The 15,631-nt window shown below is 39.1% G+C and carries 18 protein-coding genes and 1 rRNA gene; 7 read left to right on the forward strand and 12 right to left on the reverse strand.

Going from position 1 to position 15,631, the window contains the following annotated elements; translation table 11 throughout:
• Positions 1 to 52 precede the first annotated feature (52 nt).
• The 3 genes from IV514_RS16970 to IV514_RS16980 are packed head-to-tail and all read right to left on the reverse strand — an operon-like array spanning position 53 to position 2,266.
• On the reverse strand, positions 53 to 892 hold the full coding sequence (locus IV514_RS16970; protein WP_206486508.1) for an NAD(P)H-binding protein: 840 nt from the start codon (positions 890 to 892) through the stop codon (positions 53 to 55).
• Positions 893 to 909: 17 nt separating this feature from the next.
• Positions 910 to 1,377, reverse strand: a complete 468-nt coding sequence (locus IV514_RS16975) for a nuclear transport factor 2 family protein (protein ID WP_206486509.1) — start codon at positions 1,375 to 1,377, stop codon at positions 910 to 912.
• A complete protein-coding gene (locus IV514_RS16980; protein ID WP_206486510.1) occupies positions 1,370 to 2,266 on the reverse strand; it encodes a bifunctional GNAT family N-acetyltransferase/hotdog fold thioesterase in 897 nt (298 codons plus the stop codon). The genes IV514_RS16975 and IV514_RS16980 overlap by 8 nt, the downstream gene beginning before the upstream one ends.
• Before the next feature lie 50 nt (positions 2,267 to 2,316).
• On the opposite strand from IV514_RS16980, the gene IV514_RS16985 reads away from it, so the two are divergent.
• Positions 2,317 to 3,060, forward strand: coding sequence for a hypothetical protein (locus IV514_RS16985; RefSeq protein ID WP_206486511.1), 744 nt, complete (start codon positions 2,317 to 2,319; stop codon positions 3,058 to 3,060).
• A 30-nt stretch (positions 3,061 to 3,090) separates the two neighbouring features.
• Here the strand turns inward: IV514_RS16985 and dtd are convergent, their stop codons facing one another.
• The 3 genes from dtd to IV514_RS17000 are packed head-to-tail and all read right to left on the reverse strand — an operon-like array spanning position 3,091 to position 5,343.
• Entirely contained in the window at positions 3,091 to 3,528 is a 438-nt protein-coding gene (gene dtd, locus IV514_RS16990) for a D-aminoacyl-tRNA deacylase (protein ID WP_206486512.1), read from the reverse strand.
• Positions 3,525 to 4,493 (reverse strand): prolyl aminopeptidase, encoded by a 969-nt coding sequence (gene pip / locus IV514_RS16995; protein WP_206486513.1) that lies wholly within the window; start codon positions 4,491 to 4,493, stop codon positions 3,525 to 3,527. Before pip ends, dtd begins: the two co-directional genes overlap by 4 nt.
• Positions 4,483 to 5,343: a virulence factor BrkB family protein gene (locus tag IV514_RS17000; RefSeq protein WP_206486514.1), complete on the reverse strand. Its 861-nt coding sequence runs from the start codon at positions 5,341 to 5,343 to the stop codon at positions 4,483 to 4,485. Before IV514_RS17000 ends, pip begins: the two co-directional genes overlap by 11 nt.
• 88 nt (positions 5,344 to 5,431) lie before the next feature.
• Here IV514_RS17000 and IV514_RS17005 point away from each other — a divergent pair, with 88 nt between their 5' ends.
• Positions 5,432 to 5,662: a hypothetical protein gene (locus IV514_RS17005; RefSeq protein WP_206486515.1), complete on the forward strand. Its 231-nt coding sequence runs from the start codon at positions 5,432 to 5,434 to the stop codon at positions 5,660 to 5,662.
• Between the two features lie 8 nt (positions 5,663 to 5,670).
• A complete protein-coding gene (locus tag IV514_RS17010; protein ID WP_206486529.1) occupies positions 5,671 to 6,327 on the forward strand; it encodes a DUF2959 domain-containing protein in 657 nt (218 codons plus the stop codon).
• A gap of 84 nt (positions 6,328 to 6,411) precedes the next feature.
• Here the strand turns inward: IV514_RS17010 and IV514_RS17015 are convergent, their stop codons facing one another.
• The 3 genes from IV514_RS17015 to typA all read right to left on the reverse strand — a co-directional run bounded on the left by IV514_RS17015 (position 6,412) and on the right by typA (position 9,012).
• Positions 6,412 to 6,591, reverse strand: coding sequence for a hypothetical protein (locus tag IV514_RS17015; RefSeq protein WP_206486516.1), 180 nt, complete (start codon positions 6,589 to 6,591; stop codon positions 6,412 to 6,414).
• 42 nt (positions 6,592 to 6,633) lie between these two features.
• Complete coding sequence (locus tag IV514_RS17020; RefSeq protein WP_206486517.1) at positions 6,634 to 6,831, reverse strand: hypothetical protein; 198 nt, start codon at positions 6,829 to 6,831, stop codon at positions 6,634 to 6,636.
• 354 nt (positions 6,832 to 7,185) lie between these two features.
• A complete protein-coding gene (typA, locus tag IV514_RS17025) occupies positions 7,186 to 9,012 on the reverse strand; it encodes a translational GTPase TypA (protein WP_206486518.1) in 1,827 nt (608 codons plus the stop codon).
• A gap of 304 nt (positions 9,013 to 9,316) precedes the next feature.
• Between typA and glnA the strand changes: the two genes are divergently transcribed.
• The 4 genes from glnA to glnG all read left to right on the forward strand — a co-directional run bounded on the left by glnA (position 9,317) and on the right by glnG (position 13,927).
• Positions 9,317 to 10,723, forward strand: a complete 1,407-nt coding sequence (glnA, locus tag IV514_RS17030; RefSeq protein WP_206486519.1) for a glutamate--ammonia ligase — start codon at positions 9,317 to 9,319, stop codon at positions 10,721 to 10,723.
• A gap of 112 nt (positions 10,724 to 10,835) precedes the next feature.
• Complete coding sequence (locus IV514_RS17035; protein WP_241242442.1) at positions 10,836 to 11,363, forward strand: DUF4124 domain-containing protein; 528 nt, start codon at positions 10,836 to 10,838, stop codon at positions 11,361 to 11,363.
• A 78-nt stretch (positions 11,364 to 11,441) separates the two neighbouring features.
• Positions 11,442 to 12,530: a nitrogen regulation protein NR(II) gene (gene glnL, locus IV514_RS17040; protein ID WP_241242443.1), complete on the forward strand. Its 1,089-nt coding sequence runs from the start codon at positions 11,442 to 11,444 to the stop codon at positions 12,528 to 12,530.
• Positions 12,527 to 13,927: a nitrogen regulation protein NR(I) gene (gene glnG / locus IV514_RS17045; protein ID WP_206486520.1), complete on the forward strand. Its 1,401-nt coding sequence runs from the start codon at positions 12,527 to 12,529 to the stop codon at positions 13,925 to 13,927. The genes glnL and glnG overlap by 4 nt, the downstream gene beginning before the upstream one ends.
• Here glnG and IV514_RS17050 read toward each other — a convergent pair.
• The 3 genes from IV514_RS17050 to rrf form a co-directional block, all read right to left on the reverse strand.
• Positions 13,924 to 14,304, reverse strand: coding sequence for a MerC domain-containing protein (locus tag IV514_RS17050; RefSeq protein WP_206486521.1), 381 nt, complete (start codon positions 14,302 to 14,304; stop codon positions 13,924 to 13,926). The genes glnG and IV514_RS17050 overlap by 4 nt on opposite strands.
• A gap of 74 nt (positions 14,305 to 14,378) precedes the next feature.
• On the reverse strand, positions 14,379 to 15,353 hold the full coding sequence (epmA, locus tag IV514_RS17055) for an elongation factor P--(R)-beta-lysine ligase (protein WP_206486522.1): 975 nt from the start codon (positions 15,351 to 15,353) through the stop codon (positions 14,379 to 14,381).
• A 76-nt stretch (positions 15,354 to 15,429) separates the two neighbouring features.
• Positions 15,430 to 15,544: ribosomal RNA gene (gene rrf, locus IV514_RS17060) — 5S ribosomal RNA — on the reverse strand.
• Positions 15,545 to 15,631: the final 87 nt, after the last annotated feature.

A 15,631-nucleotide genomic window follows, 5' to 3' on the forward strand; every position in this document is an offset into this window, starting at 1 on the left:
ACCAGCAGTAACTCACTGCTGGTGGTAGTATTATTTCGTTGAGCATGAAAGCTTATTGCAAGTTAAGCCATTGGACTAAATCCGGATAATGATATTGATAATTCAATGCTTGTCGGAGCTTATCACCAACGACTCGTTTGCTTGCTTGCTCACTATTTTGTTCGTCAAAACAAGGAGGTGCTAGGTTTAAAGCTTTTGCCGCTGCAGTATAAAATTGCTGCTTAGTTACTTTCATATCTGCAACCGCATTAAATATGCCTGTGACATTCGATGATATTAACAACATCAGTTGCTGAACAACATCAGTTTGGTGGATCAAATTCACATAGGCATTAGGTTGTGTTAGTACCCGCCCTTGACGAAAAAATCGTCCGGGTTGTCGATCTTCCCCCACCAAACCAGCACACCTTAACACGATACTATCACCAGAAAAGTTTACTACCTGTTGCTCAGCTTCAGCAAGAATCGCCACCTTTTCAAGCTCAGTTTTCAAAGGCAGTGCTTCACTGACTTCACCAACATAGCCATCATAAACAGCGGTTGAACTGATCAAAATAATCTTACTGACCTGGCTCTGCTGTGCACAACTCACTAATTGTGCGACTTTTTCGGGGTAGTCTTTTTGCCCATGCCTTATTTGCGGCGTTATGCAGATAACCAATACGTCACAATGAAACACTTGATAGTTTTCTACCATTTGCTCACCACTCAGTGGTAAACTAAGTAACTCAGCGCTAGCGCCTAAGGCTTCAATGTCGGCAAGTTTATCTAATGTTTGCGTGGTCGCAATGACTTGATATTGCTCATTAATTAATGCAGGTACTAATGCTTTACCTAGCCAGCCACAACCTATTATCCCGACACTTTTTGTTTGTTCTTGCAGATTATTCACTTGCTTCACCGTAATTGTTATTGCTTACCTTGTATCAATGACACAACAGATTTTGCCAGCTGATTCGGCACCATTACCGATAAGTTATATTGTAATATTTGCCACTGACCGTTGTTTAACCTTAGAACACCGGTACCTCGGCATTGACCATAATTGTCATTTTCAAGTAACTCGTCAAAAAAGACCAAATTTGTGCCTGCAATAGGAGAAAAGTTGCGTTCAGTACTCACGTAGGTCCACCCTTGACCGCGAGCAAAATAAGGTTTCACATATTCAGCAAATTGCTGTTTGGTCCAACGCTCTGTCGCATCTGTACCCAAAAAGATACTCTCCTCAGCCAACAGAGAAAAATAACGTTCAAAATCTGCTTCTGATGCCGCTTGATGAAAATTATCTAAGGTTTGATCTAGTTTATCATTCGCCGAGAGAGCACAACTAAACAGTATCAATAGCATGACAATAAAAGGTTTCAATACATTAATCATTTTTAGGGAGCACCACATACTTTCCAATAAATTTAGCCGCAACAATATCACCACTATATAATTCAACCGCAACATTAAATCGCGCTTTTTGATTGCTTTGAAGCGCCAAGATATCACCCTGTACTTGAGTCTCACAAGTACTGCTACTAACCACACCTGCAATAGGGGCTAAATACTTTATTGATGCGTCAGCTAACACGATATCCCCTTCACATTCATTGTTAACCAGTTGCAAATACACCCAACCCCAGCCCGTTAAGGTAGCCAAAGTGTAAATACTGCCGGCAAACATAGTGTTATGCAGGTTTTTATTAAAGCTTGGTTCACAACTTGTGATTAAGCGCTGCTTATCATAAAAGCTTATTTCAATATTCATCGCCTTACTCAACGGAATAGTGTTATGCCATGTTTGTTGTAGCTCGGTAGATAACTCATTTAAATGAGCGGGCAGGGGCGCTAGCGCTTTCTCCATTTGGTGATGCTGAATTTGCTGGTACAAAAGGTGTGACTTAGCCACATATTGATAACCTAAGCCTTGATAAAAATTTAATGCACTTTCTCGCGCCTGCAAGCTTAAAGATTTAGCGCCTCTTAATTGTGCCTCTTGCTCTAAGGCAGCTAAAATGCGTTGACCATAACCTTGCCCCTGAACAGCTTCTTCAACCGCCATATAACGCACTTGGGCATGATGTTGATCGGTAAAGTGCAAACGACCAATGGCAAGGATATTATTATCAGCATCAAATATCGCACGGTGAATCGATTGCTTTTCCAATTCATCCTGTTCACTGCCTTGAGCTTGTTGCCAAGGTGCTCGTAATATTTGCCATCTAAGTTGGTAGTACTGTTGAAATTCTTTTTTCGTTTTAGGTGCTCTACACTCAATCATTGTCTATGCTTTATGTTAATTATTATTGATTATCAGTAAATTAGTATAAAATGAAACTGGATATTCATTTACAACAAAGTCAGTTGCTTTATCTCGTTCGCGATGATGAAAATATCAATATCAAAGAAAACAATCATTATCGATTTTTATGCTTTGATCATATCGTACAAAGCATCATGCTCAAACGAAAAAATCACCAGCTGACCTTGCCTCACCAGTATTTTATCACGCTACCACTACTCTTTATGACGCCAAAGAAAGTAATCGAGCTAGGATTAGGCGGTGGAAATATCTTAAGGTTTATCAAGGCTGTTGTTCCTGATAGCCAGCTAATGAGTGTTGAAAATAACCTGCAGGTGATCCAATGCTTTGAACAATACTTTAATCCCGACAACATCCACATTGATATTAACTGTCAAGCGGCAAATAGTTGGCTAGCTCAGCAAAAAACTGTGCATTGCCATTGGTTAATTTTTGACATCTTTCAGGCACAACGCAGTGATCTAGAGTCGGTAGAACTTATTCAGCAATTACTCACTCACTTAACCAGTAAGGCTTGGATGACCATCAATTTGGTCGATTTAACAGAAAAACAATTGAACCGCACATTACGTTATTTAAGCAAAATTAAACAAAACCGTGAACTGACTTATTTTAATGTGCCGCAATACAAAAACATTATTGTACATTTGCATCCAACAATTGGCGTAGCACAAAAAGAGCACAGCCCATTAAAGCCTCATCAATTTAACCGTTGGCAACAGCTATGGCAGCATGGTATTTCGTTGTCATAAGACCAAGTTACCATCGGCTTAAGGTATTAGTTAAATAGAAAGATTGAACGTTACTGGACCATCATTTACTAGGCTAACCTTCATATCTGCCCCAAATATTCCCGTTGGTACCTTGAATCCTTGCTCTCTCAATTGCTGACAAAAAAACTGATAAAGGGTGTTACTTATTTGTGGTGAAGCAGCACTGGTAAAGCTAGGGCGCATCCCTCTGGTGGTATCTGCGGCAAGGGTAAATTGTGATACCACTAAAATATCACCACCTGCTTGCTTAACGTTAAGGTTCATTTTACCATTTTCGTCTTCAAACACACGATAACCAGCAACCCGTTGCGCCAAGCGCTTTGCTTTCTGTTCATCGTCAGCTGGTTCTATGGCTAATAACACCAGTAAACCATGCTCAATTTCACCGACAATTTCTTGTTCAACCTCAACACTGGCATTTGTGACACGTTGAATTAATGCAATCATTCATTATGCTCTTTTAAAAAATTCACCATAACATCCGTTGCTTTACATATTGCATCGATAGTTTGTCTCTCAAAACCACTGTGCCCAGCCTGAGGCAAAATCTGAAGGCTGGCATTTTGCCAAGCATTTGTGAGTCGATGTGCATGGGTCAATTGACATACCATATCGTAACGTCCATGAATAATAATTGCTGGGATTGCACTAATTTTGTCAATATTATCAATAATAAAATCTTCAGGAATAAAACATTGATTTGAAAAATAATGCTGTGATAACTCTGCCATACAGTGAGCTTGATGGGTATCTTCAATATGTAATGCCGCAAGTTGAAAATGTTCAATGGTTGATAAACGTAACTCCCATAAGTACCAAGCTTTACTTGCCGCTATTTTCGCCACTTCATTATCAGAGGCAAAAATATGCTGATAGCCTTGTAGAGGCTTGTGTTTATCGGCCTCATCAAGCGGCGCTAAAAACTCTTGATAAAATTCAGGATAAAAATTTGCGGCTCCATCAGGTGAATAAAGCCAATCATACTCAGCTTGGGTACCAAGAAATACGCCTCGTAAAATAAACCCTAACACACGATTAGCATGAGCAATTCCATACAACATGGCTAATGTTGTCCCCCAAGAACCACCAACCACTAGCCATTTATCTACATTTAAATGTAATCGGATCTGCTCAATATCCTTGATTAACCACTCTGTCGAATTATTCTCTACCGAGGGCGAGGGTATTGATTGTCCACAACCTCGTTGATCAAAGATGATAATTCGGTACTTTTGAGGATCAAAATAACGTCGATGATTTTCACTGGAGCCCCCACCGGGCCCGCCATGTAAATACAGTACGGGGATGCCATCTGGATTACCAGATTGCTCGAGGTAGACCTGATGGTTATAGCCCACCTCAAGCCACTCTTTTTTATATGCGCCTATTTTGGGGAATAAATTACGAGACATCTTTACTCCTTTCAATAAGGAAGTCTTCTAAACATACTGTAAACAATGCACCAAATAATACCACTAACCAAGATAAATAAACCCATAGGAATAAAATAGGTATACTCGCTAAAGCGCCATATATCGCCTGATAAGAAGGCAGCTGAGTAACATAAAAAGCAAAACCTTTTTTGGCTAACTCAAACAATACCCCCGCTAAAATGGCTCCAATCAACGCACATTTAAAATTAACGTCTTTATTAGGAACAACTAAATACAAAATTAAGAAGGCAGCAATCGATGAAAAAATGGGTAACATGCGCATCAATATATTGGCCATGCCAAATAAGTCATATTCTTCAAGGGACATCAATTTAGCAATATAGGTTGTTGCTGCAATACTACTACCCACGAGAACAGGACCTAAAGTTAACACCATCCAGTACATAGAAAATGCAGTAACCACTTTTCGTTTCTTATCCACCTGCCAAATTTTATTTAATGTTTTATCTATTGCCGAGATGAGTAATAAAGCAAATAAGAACAGGAAAGTAATCGCAATGGCTGACATCTTGGAAGCATTACTGACAAAACTGGATATATGCTCTTTTACCACATCACCTGAGGCAGGGATAAAATTTTGGTAGACAAAGCCTTCAATGATGCCCTTGATCTCAGCAAAAATAGGAAAAGCAGTCATTACTGATAACATCACCACCATCATTGGTACTAATGACATTAGCGTAACATAGGATAAGTACCCTGCACTGACATGCACTTGCTCTGAACTTGCTCGCTTGGTAAAGAACCAAATAAACTCACAAAAAGTACGCCACAAGCTAAAGATAAATTTCTTTTCAAAAGGCTTCATAATCATATATAGTTAATTTGCTTACCTTACAGTATATTATGAATATACAAGCTAAGCCTATAGTGATCTTTAATCAACAGGAGTTTATATGTCAGGACAAGGTTCAGGTGGCAATGTACTTGCTGCTATTTGTAGTTTTTTTATTGCTGGGTTAGGTCAATTAGTACAAGGGAGAATTTTAGCTGCGATCCTCTTTTTCCTGTTAACTTGGGTAAACTATACCCTCGCTGCCACGGGTATATTATTCTTTATGGCGGCAGTCGGCTTTATTTTTCATGTGTGGTCTGTCATCGATGCAGCTCGGTATAAAGGCAGCTGATCATGAATATGACGCTGAATAAACTATTTCCATATTGGGTTGTGTTTATCTTGATTGGCACCATCGGTTGCCAATCAGCCTATTATTCAGCCATGGAAAAAGTAGGCTTACATAAGCGTGATATTTTGATCGACCGTGTTGAAGAAGCAAGTGACTCTCAGCAAGAAGCGAAAGAAGAGTTTAAAAGCGCGCTTGAACAACTTTCCCAGTTGATCAATTTTGATGGTGGAGACTTGCAAAGCCAATATGAATTGAGCGAACAACATTACCAAGCCAGCCTAAAAGCAGCAGAAGAGGTTAATGAACGTATTTCGTCCATTGAGAATGTTGCCGAGGCATTATTTGATGAGTGGCAAGAAGAAATAGAACAATACTCAAACGCAAGTTTAAAGCGCCAAAGTAGCAGTAAACTGCGCAGTACCCAACAGCGTTACAGAACTTTAATCAACGCAATGTATCGTGCGGCTGATAAAATGCCCCCCGTACTCGCCACATTAAAAGACAATACCCTATTTTTAAAACACAACCTTAATGCTCAAGCGATTGGCGCGTTAAAAGGTGAATATAAAGGGCTGAAACGAGACATCAATGTATTAATCTCGGAAATGAATAAAGCGATCAACAATTCACAAAGTTTTATTGAGTCATTACAACAAACAGAGTAATGGCAACATCGGATATATAAATACAAAAAAGCGGTGACCTTGACAAAAGTCACCGCTTTTTTTGTTTTTGTTACTACTTATTACTCATACTTGTTCAGTAATATCACTTCTCACTAACTTATCAACATGCTCTTCTATTGATTCATTATGACAGTTGATTGTCGACAGTAATTCAGACAGTTGCCTTACCTGTGTAGGACCCGCTACACCTTCCTCAAACTGTCGGCTAAGTTTTTGCAGTGTCAGTAATTGCTCGGGGGACATCCCTTAATTCCTTTTTACAATATTATTTTTATTAGATAGTTACTAACCTAGCGCGATTCTCTTAAGCGAGTTATCTAACGATTTCTTGGCGGCAGGAGTACGTCCATCGTTAATGTACTCTTGGTATAAGTGGTTAAGCTCTTGCCGTTCGCGAAGATTCGCATTTTCTGAAACCATTTTTTCGAACAATGTATTTAATCGGTTTACTTTCCTTTGCTCCACTGTGTTCACTCCGTTCATTTTAAGTCCATTCAAAATACAGCAATGTGCTATTAGGCTTTATAACTTAATAGCAAGTGTAGCAAGCATTTCAGATTCAGCTAGCTTACATATCGACCAGTGAATAACTAATAAAATCCTCAACTTCACCATAAAACAAAAAAGCCAACCTAATCAATAAGTTAAAAAGATTCACTTATAAAAAACAAAGAGATATGATTTAAAATCTGACATAGATTTAAGACATGTCTTACAAAGGTTACTACTCAACAGAAGAATACTAAACAGCCATTTAAGTTAATTACCAATGAAATGCCATAAAAAATGCCGCGTTGAAATCAATCAAGGCGGCATTTTATTTACTATCTTAATTTATTATTTTTTCGCGTTGCGGCTTTCGCGCTTACGATCGGATTCTTTTAACCATTTTTTACGAATACGTATATTCTCAGGCGTTACTTCTACTAACTCATCATCATCAATAAACTCTAATGCCTGCTCTAATGTCATTTTAATAGCAGGTGTTAGCACCTGTGCATCATCAGTACCTGATGCGCGCACGTTGGTCAGTTGCTTACCTTTTAGTGCGTTAACAGTTAAATCGTTATCACGACTATGAATACCAATCACCATACCTTCATAAACTTCAACACCATGGCCTATCATTAAGCGTCCACGCTCTTGTAAGTTAAATAATGCATTCGTTAAGGCTTTACCGGTAGCATTAGCAATTAATACTCCATTATTACGCTGCCCGATTTCCCCCCCTTTATGAGGCCCATATTCAAAATAGGTGTGATAAATCAACCCTGAACCTGAAGTTAACGTCATAAATTCAGTTTGGAAACCAATTAAACCACGACTTGGCATAATAAAGTCCATACGAATCCGACCTTTACCATCAGGTGCCATATCAGTTAATTCTGCTTTACGTAGCCCCATTTTTTCCATAATGGCGCCTTGATGTTCTTCTTCAACATCAATAGTAACGGTTTCATATGGTTCGTGAATTTCACCATCAACTTCCTTCATGATAACTTCAGGACGCGATACTGCTAATTCATAACCTTCACGACGCATATTTTCAATTAATATACCTAAATGTAATTCACCGCGCCCAGACACTTTAAACTTATCAGGATCATCAAGTTGTTCAACACGTAGAGCAACGTTATGCACTAACTCTTTTTCTAATCTGTCTTTAATATTGCGTGAAGTGACATATTTACCTTCTTGGCCAGCAAAAGGTGATGTATTGACTTGGAAAGTCATAGTAACAGTTGGCTCATCAACTGATAGCGCTGGCAAAGGTTCGACTTCATTTGGACAACAAATGGTATCAGAAATTTTCAGCTCTCCTAAGCCTGTGATAGCAATAATATCACCAGCCTCAGCTTGCTCAACTTCATGGCGATCTAAACCTAAATAGCCAAAAACCTTACCCACTTTACCATTATGAATTTTACCGCGAGAGCCTTGAACGGTGACTTGCTGATTAGGTTTAACCGTGCCACGTGTCACACGACCAACGCCAATAACCCCTACGTATGAACTGTAGTCTAATTGCGAGATTTGCATCTGAAATGCACCATCAGGATCCGCATCAGGTTTAGGTACTTGATCAACAATGGTTTGGAAAAGTGGTGTCATATCACTGCCCACTTCACCTTCTTCTAATGATGCCCAACCATTTATTGCTGACGCGTAAACCACTTGAAAGTCTAACTGATCATCAGTCGCACCTAAATTATCAAATAGATCAAATACCTGATCCATCACCCACTCAGGTCTTGCACCAGGCTTGTCAATTTTATTAATAACAACAATTGGCTTTAACCCTTGAGCAAAGGCTTTTTGCGTAACAAAACGTGTTTGTGGCATCGGGCCTTCTTGCGCGTCAACAATTAATAAAACAGAATCAACCATTGACATAACACGCTCAACTTCACCACCGAAATCCGCGTGACCCGGTGTGTCTACAATATTAACACGGTATTCGTTCCAGTTAATGGCGGTATTTTTTGCTAAAATTGTGATGCCACGTTCTTTTTCAATATCATTGGAATCCATCACTCGGTCTTCAAGATCCGTTCTTGCATCTAAAGTACCTGACTGATCTAATAATTTATCGACTAATGTGGTTTTACCATGGTCAACATGCGCGATAATCGCAATATTACGTAAATTTTCTAACACGGGCATCTGCTCTTAAGGCCTCAATAAGTGGGCGCGTATTGTACAGGAGAATAGAAAATATAGCGACAATTAATAATTTGTACCGCGAACCTAAATTTCCACTGGCATATTTTTATCGGCTGCACTAAGCTGGATCGCACCAACATAGAACAACAAGCGCACCAATATCGTGCAACCATGACTCCTTAAACTTTTAATGTTATTGATTTTAAAGGCTTTATTGCTTGGCACGATTTTAGCTATTATGCAATCAACTTATGATGCAATATAGCATTTACAATTTATTCGATAACTTCACTGGAGACGCTCAATGTCACAAACAGTTTTAAATATGATCAAAGAAAACGATGTAAAATTCGTTGATTTACGTTTCACTGATTCTAAAGGTAAAGAGCAACATGTTTCTCTTCCTCATCACCAAATTGATGAAGATTTTTTCGAAGAAGGAAAAATGTTTGATGGTTCTTCAATTGCTGGTTGGAAAGGCATTAATGAATCAGACATGGTATTAATGCCTGATGCTGATACAGCAGTATTAGACCCGTTTACAGAAGAAGTTACCTTAAATATCCGTTGTGACATTGTTGAACCAGCAACAATGCAAGGCTACAGCCGCGACCCTCGTTCAGTTGCACATCGTGCTGAAGATTACATGCGCTCTACAGGCATTGCCGATACGGTATTAATAGGTCCTGAGCCAGAGTTTTTCGTATTTGATGACGTTAAGTTCCACACAGATATGTCTGGTTCTATGTACAAAATTGATGATAAAGAAGCTGCATGGAACGGCGCCACACATTATGAAGATGGTAACACAGGTCACCGTCCTGGTGTTAAAGGGGGTTACTTCCCAGTTGCGCCAGTAGATTCTTCTCAAGATTTACGTTCAGCCATGTGTTTAGTAATGGAAGAAATGGGCTTAGTGGTTGAAGCACATCACCATGAAGTAGCCACTGCGGGTCAAAATGAAATCGCATGTCGCTTTAACACTATGGTCAAAAAAGCGGATGAAGTACAAATCTACAAGTATGTTGTTCATAACGTAGCACACGCTTACGGTAAAACAGCTACTTTTATGCCAAAACCATTAGTTGGTGATAACGGTACAGGTATGCACGTACATCAATCTTTAGCAAAAGATGGTGTTAACTTATTCTCTGGTGACAAGTACGGCGGATTGTCTGAAACTGCTCTTTACTACATTGGTGGTATCATTAAGCATGCTAAAGCGTTAAACGCTTTCACTAACGCTTCAACTAACTCATACAAGCGTCTTGTTCCTGGGTTTGAAGCACCTGTTATGCTTGCTTATTCTGCCCGTAACCGTAGTGCATCAATTCGTATTCCAATTGTACCTACGCCAAAAGCAACACGTATTGAAGTTCGTTTCCCTGATCCTACAGCTAACCCATACTTAGCATTCTCAGCAATGTTAATGGCTGGTCTTGACGGTATCAAAAACAAAATTCACCCTGGTGATGCTATGGATAAAGACTTATACGACCTTCCAGCAGAGGAAGCACTTGCAATTCCTCAAGTAGCATCTTCACTTGAAGAAGCATTAAATGCCTTAGAAGCAGACAAAGAATTCTTAATGGCAGGTGGTGTTATGGATGCCGATATGATCGATGCTTACATTGAATTAAAACGCGCAGAAGTTGAAACATTAAACTCAACGACACACCCTGTAGAATTTGATATGTACTATAGCGTCTAATCGTATATACTTATCTTACCATGTAAAAAAAGCTCACTAAGTGAGCTTTTTTTATAGCTAAATACGAATATTTTGGATAGATTATACGTATCTTTTTGAAAAAGGTAGCTATTTGACTTTGTTAAAATTCAGTACATTAGTGATGTTAGCAGTAATGTTATCTACTGCGGTTTATGCAACTACCACTAAAATTTATGTCTGGCGTAATGCTGAAGGCGTACTTGTGTACTCTGACAGCCCTAAACCAGGTGCTGAAGAAGTTGAAGTAAAAAAGTCCAATCAAATGTCGTCTTCAATCGACACCTCAATTCTTGATATCAAACCAAAAGTAATTGAAGAAAAATACCAAGTAGAATTAATTCAGCCCGCCGATAAAGCCACAGTACGTGATAACACTGGCTCGGTTTATGTATCAGGGCGCATCAAGCCTATCTTTAAAAAAGGGTTAAAAATTAGGTTACTACTGGATAATACCCCTTATGACAAACCCCAATCCCACTCCATTTTCGTCCTTCGTAATATCGAACGTGGCGAACATCAATTAAAAATGGAACTTATTGATGAAAAAGGCAAGGTAATTGCATCATCAAGTCCAACCACCTTTTACATGCACAGAGCTTCAGTAAATAAGGCTAATTAAGCATATAAAAGGTGCAAATAGCCAATTAACGCATTACACTGAAACATTAACTGCACCTTTTTGGTGCACAGAGAATGTATGTATAGAACAAACGATAAAATGCAATCCGATAAGCTTTATTATCAGCAAAACTTACCTAATCAAATGGTAACGGCTGTTATCGTGCTAAATAGTGAGTTGCGTATTCAATATGCCAACCCTGCCGCCGAAGCGTTATTAATCAAAAGTGTCAATAAGTTAAAAAACAGCACGCTCAATACGGTTTTTTTTAATAACCCAATCGATGATGATCGCCTTAATCAGCTGTTAACCTCAGGCCAAGAATTCAGTGACAGTGATGTAACATTAGAGTTTTCTGATCGCAGAAAAATCACCGTTGAAATCACTGCTTCATCGGTGATTTTTGATAAAAAGCCGTACATTTTATTGGAGTTCAAACAGATAGATCAGCAAAAGAAAATGAGTGCTGAAGCATTCCAACACCAACAATGGGAATCTGCTCGAGATTTGATCCGTGGCTTAGCACATGAAATAAAAAACCCACTGGGTGGATTACGTGGTGCGGCACAGTTGCTCAACAAAGAATTAAATACAGAGCAACAAGAATATACTCAAATGATCATTGAACAAGCTGATCGACTCACCAACCTAGTTGACAAGTTACTGGGCCCTAATCAGTTACCAAAAATGGCTAAGCAAAACATTCATGTGGTACTTGAAAAGGTCGAGCAGTTGGTCAGTTTCAGCAGTCCAAAGCATTGCCAAATACTCAAGGATTATGATCCCTCAATCCCTGACATAAATTTTGATGAAGATAAAATTCATCAAGCAATTTTAAATATCATTAATAATGCCATGCAAGTCGTGGGAGAAGGCGGGAAAATAACCTTGAAAACCCGTGCAGCAAGTAATAAAACCATCAATGGTAAACGGATCAAGCTCGCAGCAAAAATTAGTATTATCGACAATGGTCCTGGAATACCTGAAAAAATCCAAGATACCTTGTTTTATCCTATGGTATCTGGTCGTGCAAACGGTACGGGTCTAGGACTGTCTATTTCTCAGACATTAATTAATCAACACCAAGGCAAGCTGTCCTGTGTCAGCCAACCTGGTCATACCGAATTTATAATTTTGCTACCTATTTCTCAAGAGGTTATCTCATGATCACTGAACAAGTATGGATTGTCGATGACGACAGCTCAATTCGTTGGGTATTAGAAAAAGCATTTTCCAATGCCAATATCAGCTCAGCTTCATTTGATAATGGCGAAAATTTATTAATCGCATTAGATCATGGCCAACCTGAAGTGATTATTTCTGATATCCGTATGCCTAATATTGATGGTATGACACTACTAAACGATATCAATCAACGTTATCCCGCTATCCCTGTGATCATTATGACAGCGCATTCGGATCTTGATAGTGCCGTTAATGCTTATCAGGGCGGTGCATTTGAATACTTACCTAAACCTTTTGATATCGATGATGCATTATCATTGACGCAAAGGGCGTTAAGTCACGCACAAGAATTAAAAGCAAAATCAAAAGCACAAGAAAATAGTTCAGCTTCTGTTGGCATTATCGGTGAAGCTCCAGCAATGCAAGAAGTATTCAGAGCCATTGGCAGGCTATCGCGCTCAAGTATCAGTGTGCTCATTAATGGTGAATCCGGCACAGGTAAGGAATTAGTAGCCCACGCTTTGCATATGCATAGTCCGCGCGAAAAGGAACCTTTCATTCCCTTAAATATGGCTGCGATCCCGAAAGACTTAATTGAATCTGAGTTATTTGGTCATGAAAAAGGCGCTTTTACTGGTGCTAACAGCGTTCGACAAGGGCGATTTGAGCAGGCACATAATGGCACACTTTTTCTAGATGAAATTGGCGATATGCCACTGGATATACAAACTCGTTTATTGCGTGTGCTTGCAGATGGGCAATTCTATCGTGTCGGAGGGCACTCACCCATTCAGGTTGATGTCAGGATCATCGCGGCTACCCACCAAAATCTCGAAGATAAAGTGGCCAATGGAGATTTTAGAGAAGACTTATTTCATCGACTCAATGTTATTCGTATTCATATTCCGAGTCTCAAAGAGCGCAGAGAAGATATTGGACAACTATGCACTCACTTTTTATTACAAGCTGCAAAAGAGCTTAGCGTAGAACCTAAAACGTTAGACAAAGAGACTTTGGAATATCTTACTCAATTTGATTGGCCTGGTAATGTACGACAACTCGAAAATATTTGTCGCTTTTTAACCGTGATGGCCAGTGGTAAGGAAATACACCTAAGTGACTTACCCAGTGAATTAACCGATACGAGTCCAATGACGGAACAAGGAGAGCAAAGTTGGCAAGCATTGCTAAGAAAATGGGCTAACGAACAATTAGCACAAGGTAATCAAGGGATCATTGATAAAGCACTTCCTCAATTTGAAGAAATTATGATTAAAAGTGCATTGACCAATACAAAAGGTCATAAACAAGAAGCCGCTAAAAAGTTAGGGTGGGGAAGAAATACTTTAACCCGAAAACTAAAGGATCTAAATCTTTAACTCGCGCATTGATGATCAGTGCACTGTTTACAACTATTACACAATTTTAAATTAATCACATGGGCTGCAACAATCAATGTAGCCCCTATGATAATAAAAAGTGGTTGTACACTTTCAGAAAAGTCATGCTTGACCCAATAAACTGCAACACCGATTACAAGCAGGTAAAATGGATACATTTTTTTATGGTAGCGCTTGAAGCCTGAAAACATCGCAATTGCCCCTAAAATAGCGGTAACAATTAAAAATACATGTTCCCAAGTATGATCGGCTAAATAGCTAATACCCAGAAGGGGTAACGCAGGTAAAAGAATAGGCAATAATATGCAATGCAATGCACATAATGATGTTGCTGTAATTCCTATTCTGTCTAACACGATAGTAACCTAAAATAACAATGAAGTTTAATAATGAGATAATATCACAATTGATATATTATCACAAAACTAATTTATGCATTGTTTACGGTAAATGTCATGGTTTTAGCAATGTGATCTGCGCCACTACAGAGCATAAATAATCGATCTATACCCAAGGCAACACCTGCGCATTGAGGTAAACCATAGGTGAGCGCTTCAATAAAACGATTATCAATTGGCTGAACTTTTTTCCCTAATGCTATCCGCTGTTGATTATCCCGCTCGAACCTTTGTAATTGCTCAGTAGCATCAGTCAATTCATTAAAACCATTCGCTAGCTCAACTCCCTTATAATAACATTCAAACCGATCTGCTACTCTAGGATCAGACTGACTGATCTTTGCTAAAGCACTTTGACTAGATGGATAATCGTAAATCAAACAGGGCTTTTCTAATCCAATGCGATGCTCTATACACTCTGAAAAAAGCACTTGCAGTAACACATCAACATCTTGCTCGCTTGAAATCCAATCTCCCTCAATTCCTTCTGACGATAGACAACTTTTCAATTGCTCGGCAGTCACATCTAACGGATCGAGCGCTAGTATCTGCTCAAATGCCTGCTGATAAGACATTTTCTCAGCTGCTTCACAACCAAGAATTTCTGTTAACAATGCACTCACTTCGTTCATCAATTGATGATGATCATAGCCAATCCGATACCATTCAAGCATGGTGAATTCTGGATTATGGAACCGTCCTGCTTCTTCATGTCTAAAAGCTTTGCAAATCTGATATATTGAGCCATAACCAGATGCTAACAATCGTTTCATAGCAAATTCAGGTGACGTTTGTAGGTACAAATGATCATCACTGATTTCACTTCCTTGGAGAAAATGATAACGACTCTTAAACGCGTCTAAATGCACATCTGTGACTGTACCTTGTGACAATATTGGGGTTTCAACTTCAATCACGCCGTTTTTTTCAAAAAAATTACGGATCTGTTGAAAAAAAACCGAACGTTGCTTTGCTAGCTCCCAAGATAAATTAGTTTGCCACGACATATATTCTGACCCGAATTAAAATAAATAGCATAAACGAAAAAAGCCCTTGTCACTAGACAAGGGCTTTAAATGAGATATCTGGCGATGACCTACTCTCACATGGGAACTCCCACACTACCATCGGCGCTACTGCGTTTCACTTCTGAGTTCGGCATGGAGTCAGGTGGTGCCACAGTGCTATTGTCGCCAGACAAAAAACTAAAAATAAAATTAAAATACTCGATTGAGCTAGTACGCTAATTTTATTCTAGTTGGAAAAAACCCGTAGCTTTTGCTAC

The organism is Thalassotalea sp. G2M2-11 (genome assembly GCF_017168195.1).
Taxonomy (GTDB): Bacteria; Pseudomonadota; Gammaproteobacteria; order Enterobacterales; family Alteromonadaceae; genus Thalassotalea_E.

Coding starts and splice junctions, on each gene's coding strand:
- IV514_RS16975 (WP_206486509.1), bottom strand. CDS start 1,377: ATGATTAATGTATTGAAACCTTTTATTGTCATGCTATTGATACTGTTT.
- IV514_RS16980 (WP_206486510.1), bottom strand. CDS start 2,266: ATGATTGAGTGTAGAGCACCTAAAACGAAAAAAGAATTTCAACAGTAC.
- IV514_RS16985 (WP_206486511.1), top strand. CDS start 2,317: ATGAAACTGGATATTCATTTACAACAAAGTCAGTTGCTTTATCTCGTT.
- dtd (WP_206486512.1), bottom strand. CDS start 3,528: ATGATTGCATTAATTCAACGTGTCACAAATGCCAGTGTTGAGGTTGAA.
- pip (WP_206486513.1), bottom strand. CDS start 4,493: ATGTCTCGTAATTTATTCCCCAAAATAGGCGCATATAAAAAAGAGTGG.
- IV514_RS17000 (WP_206486514.1), bottom strand. CDS start 5,343: ATGAAGCCTTTTGAAAAGAAATTTATCTTTAGCTTGTGGCGTACTTTT.
- IV514_RS17005 (WP_206486515.1), top strand. CDS start 5,432: ATGTCAGGACAAGGTTCAGGTGGCAATGTACTTGCTGCTATTTGTAGT.
- IV514_RS17010 (WP_206486529.1), top strand. CDS start 5,671: ATGACGCTGAATAAACTATTTCCATATTGGGTTGTGTTTATCTTGATT.
- IV514_RS17015 (WP_206486516.1), bottom strand. CDS start 6,591: ATGTCCCCCGAGCAATTACTGACACTGCAAAAACTTAGCCGACAGTTT.
- IV514_RS17020 (WP_206486517.1), bottom strand. CDS start 6,831: ATGAACGGAGTGAACACAGTGGAGCAAAGGAAAGTAAACCGATTAAAT.
- typA (WP_206486518.1), bottom strand. CDS start 9,012: ATGCCCGTGTTAGAAAATTTACGTAATATTGCGATTATCGCGCATGTT.
- glnA (WP_206486519.1), top strand. CDS start 9,317: ATGTCACAAACAGTTTTAAATATGATCAAAGAAAACGATGTAAAATTC.
- glnL (WP_241242443.1), top strand. CDS start 11,442: ATGTATAGAACAAACGATAAAATGCAATCCGATAAGCTTTATTATCAG.
- glnG (WP_206486520.1), top strand. CDS start 12,527: ATGATCACTGAACAAGTATGGATTGTCGATGACGACAGCTCAATTCGT.
- epmA (WP_206486522.1), bottom strand. CDS start 15,353: ATGTCGTGGCAAACTAATTTATCTTGGGAGCTAGCAAAGCAACGTTCG.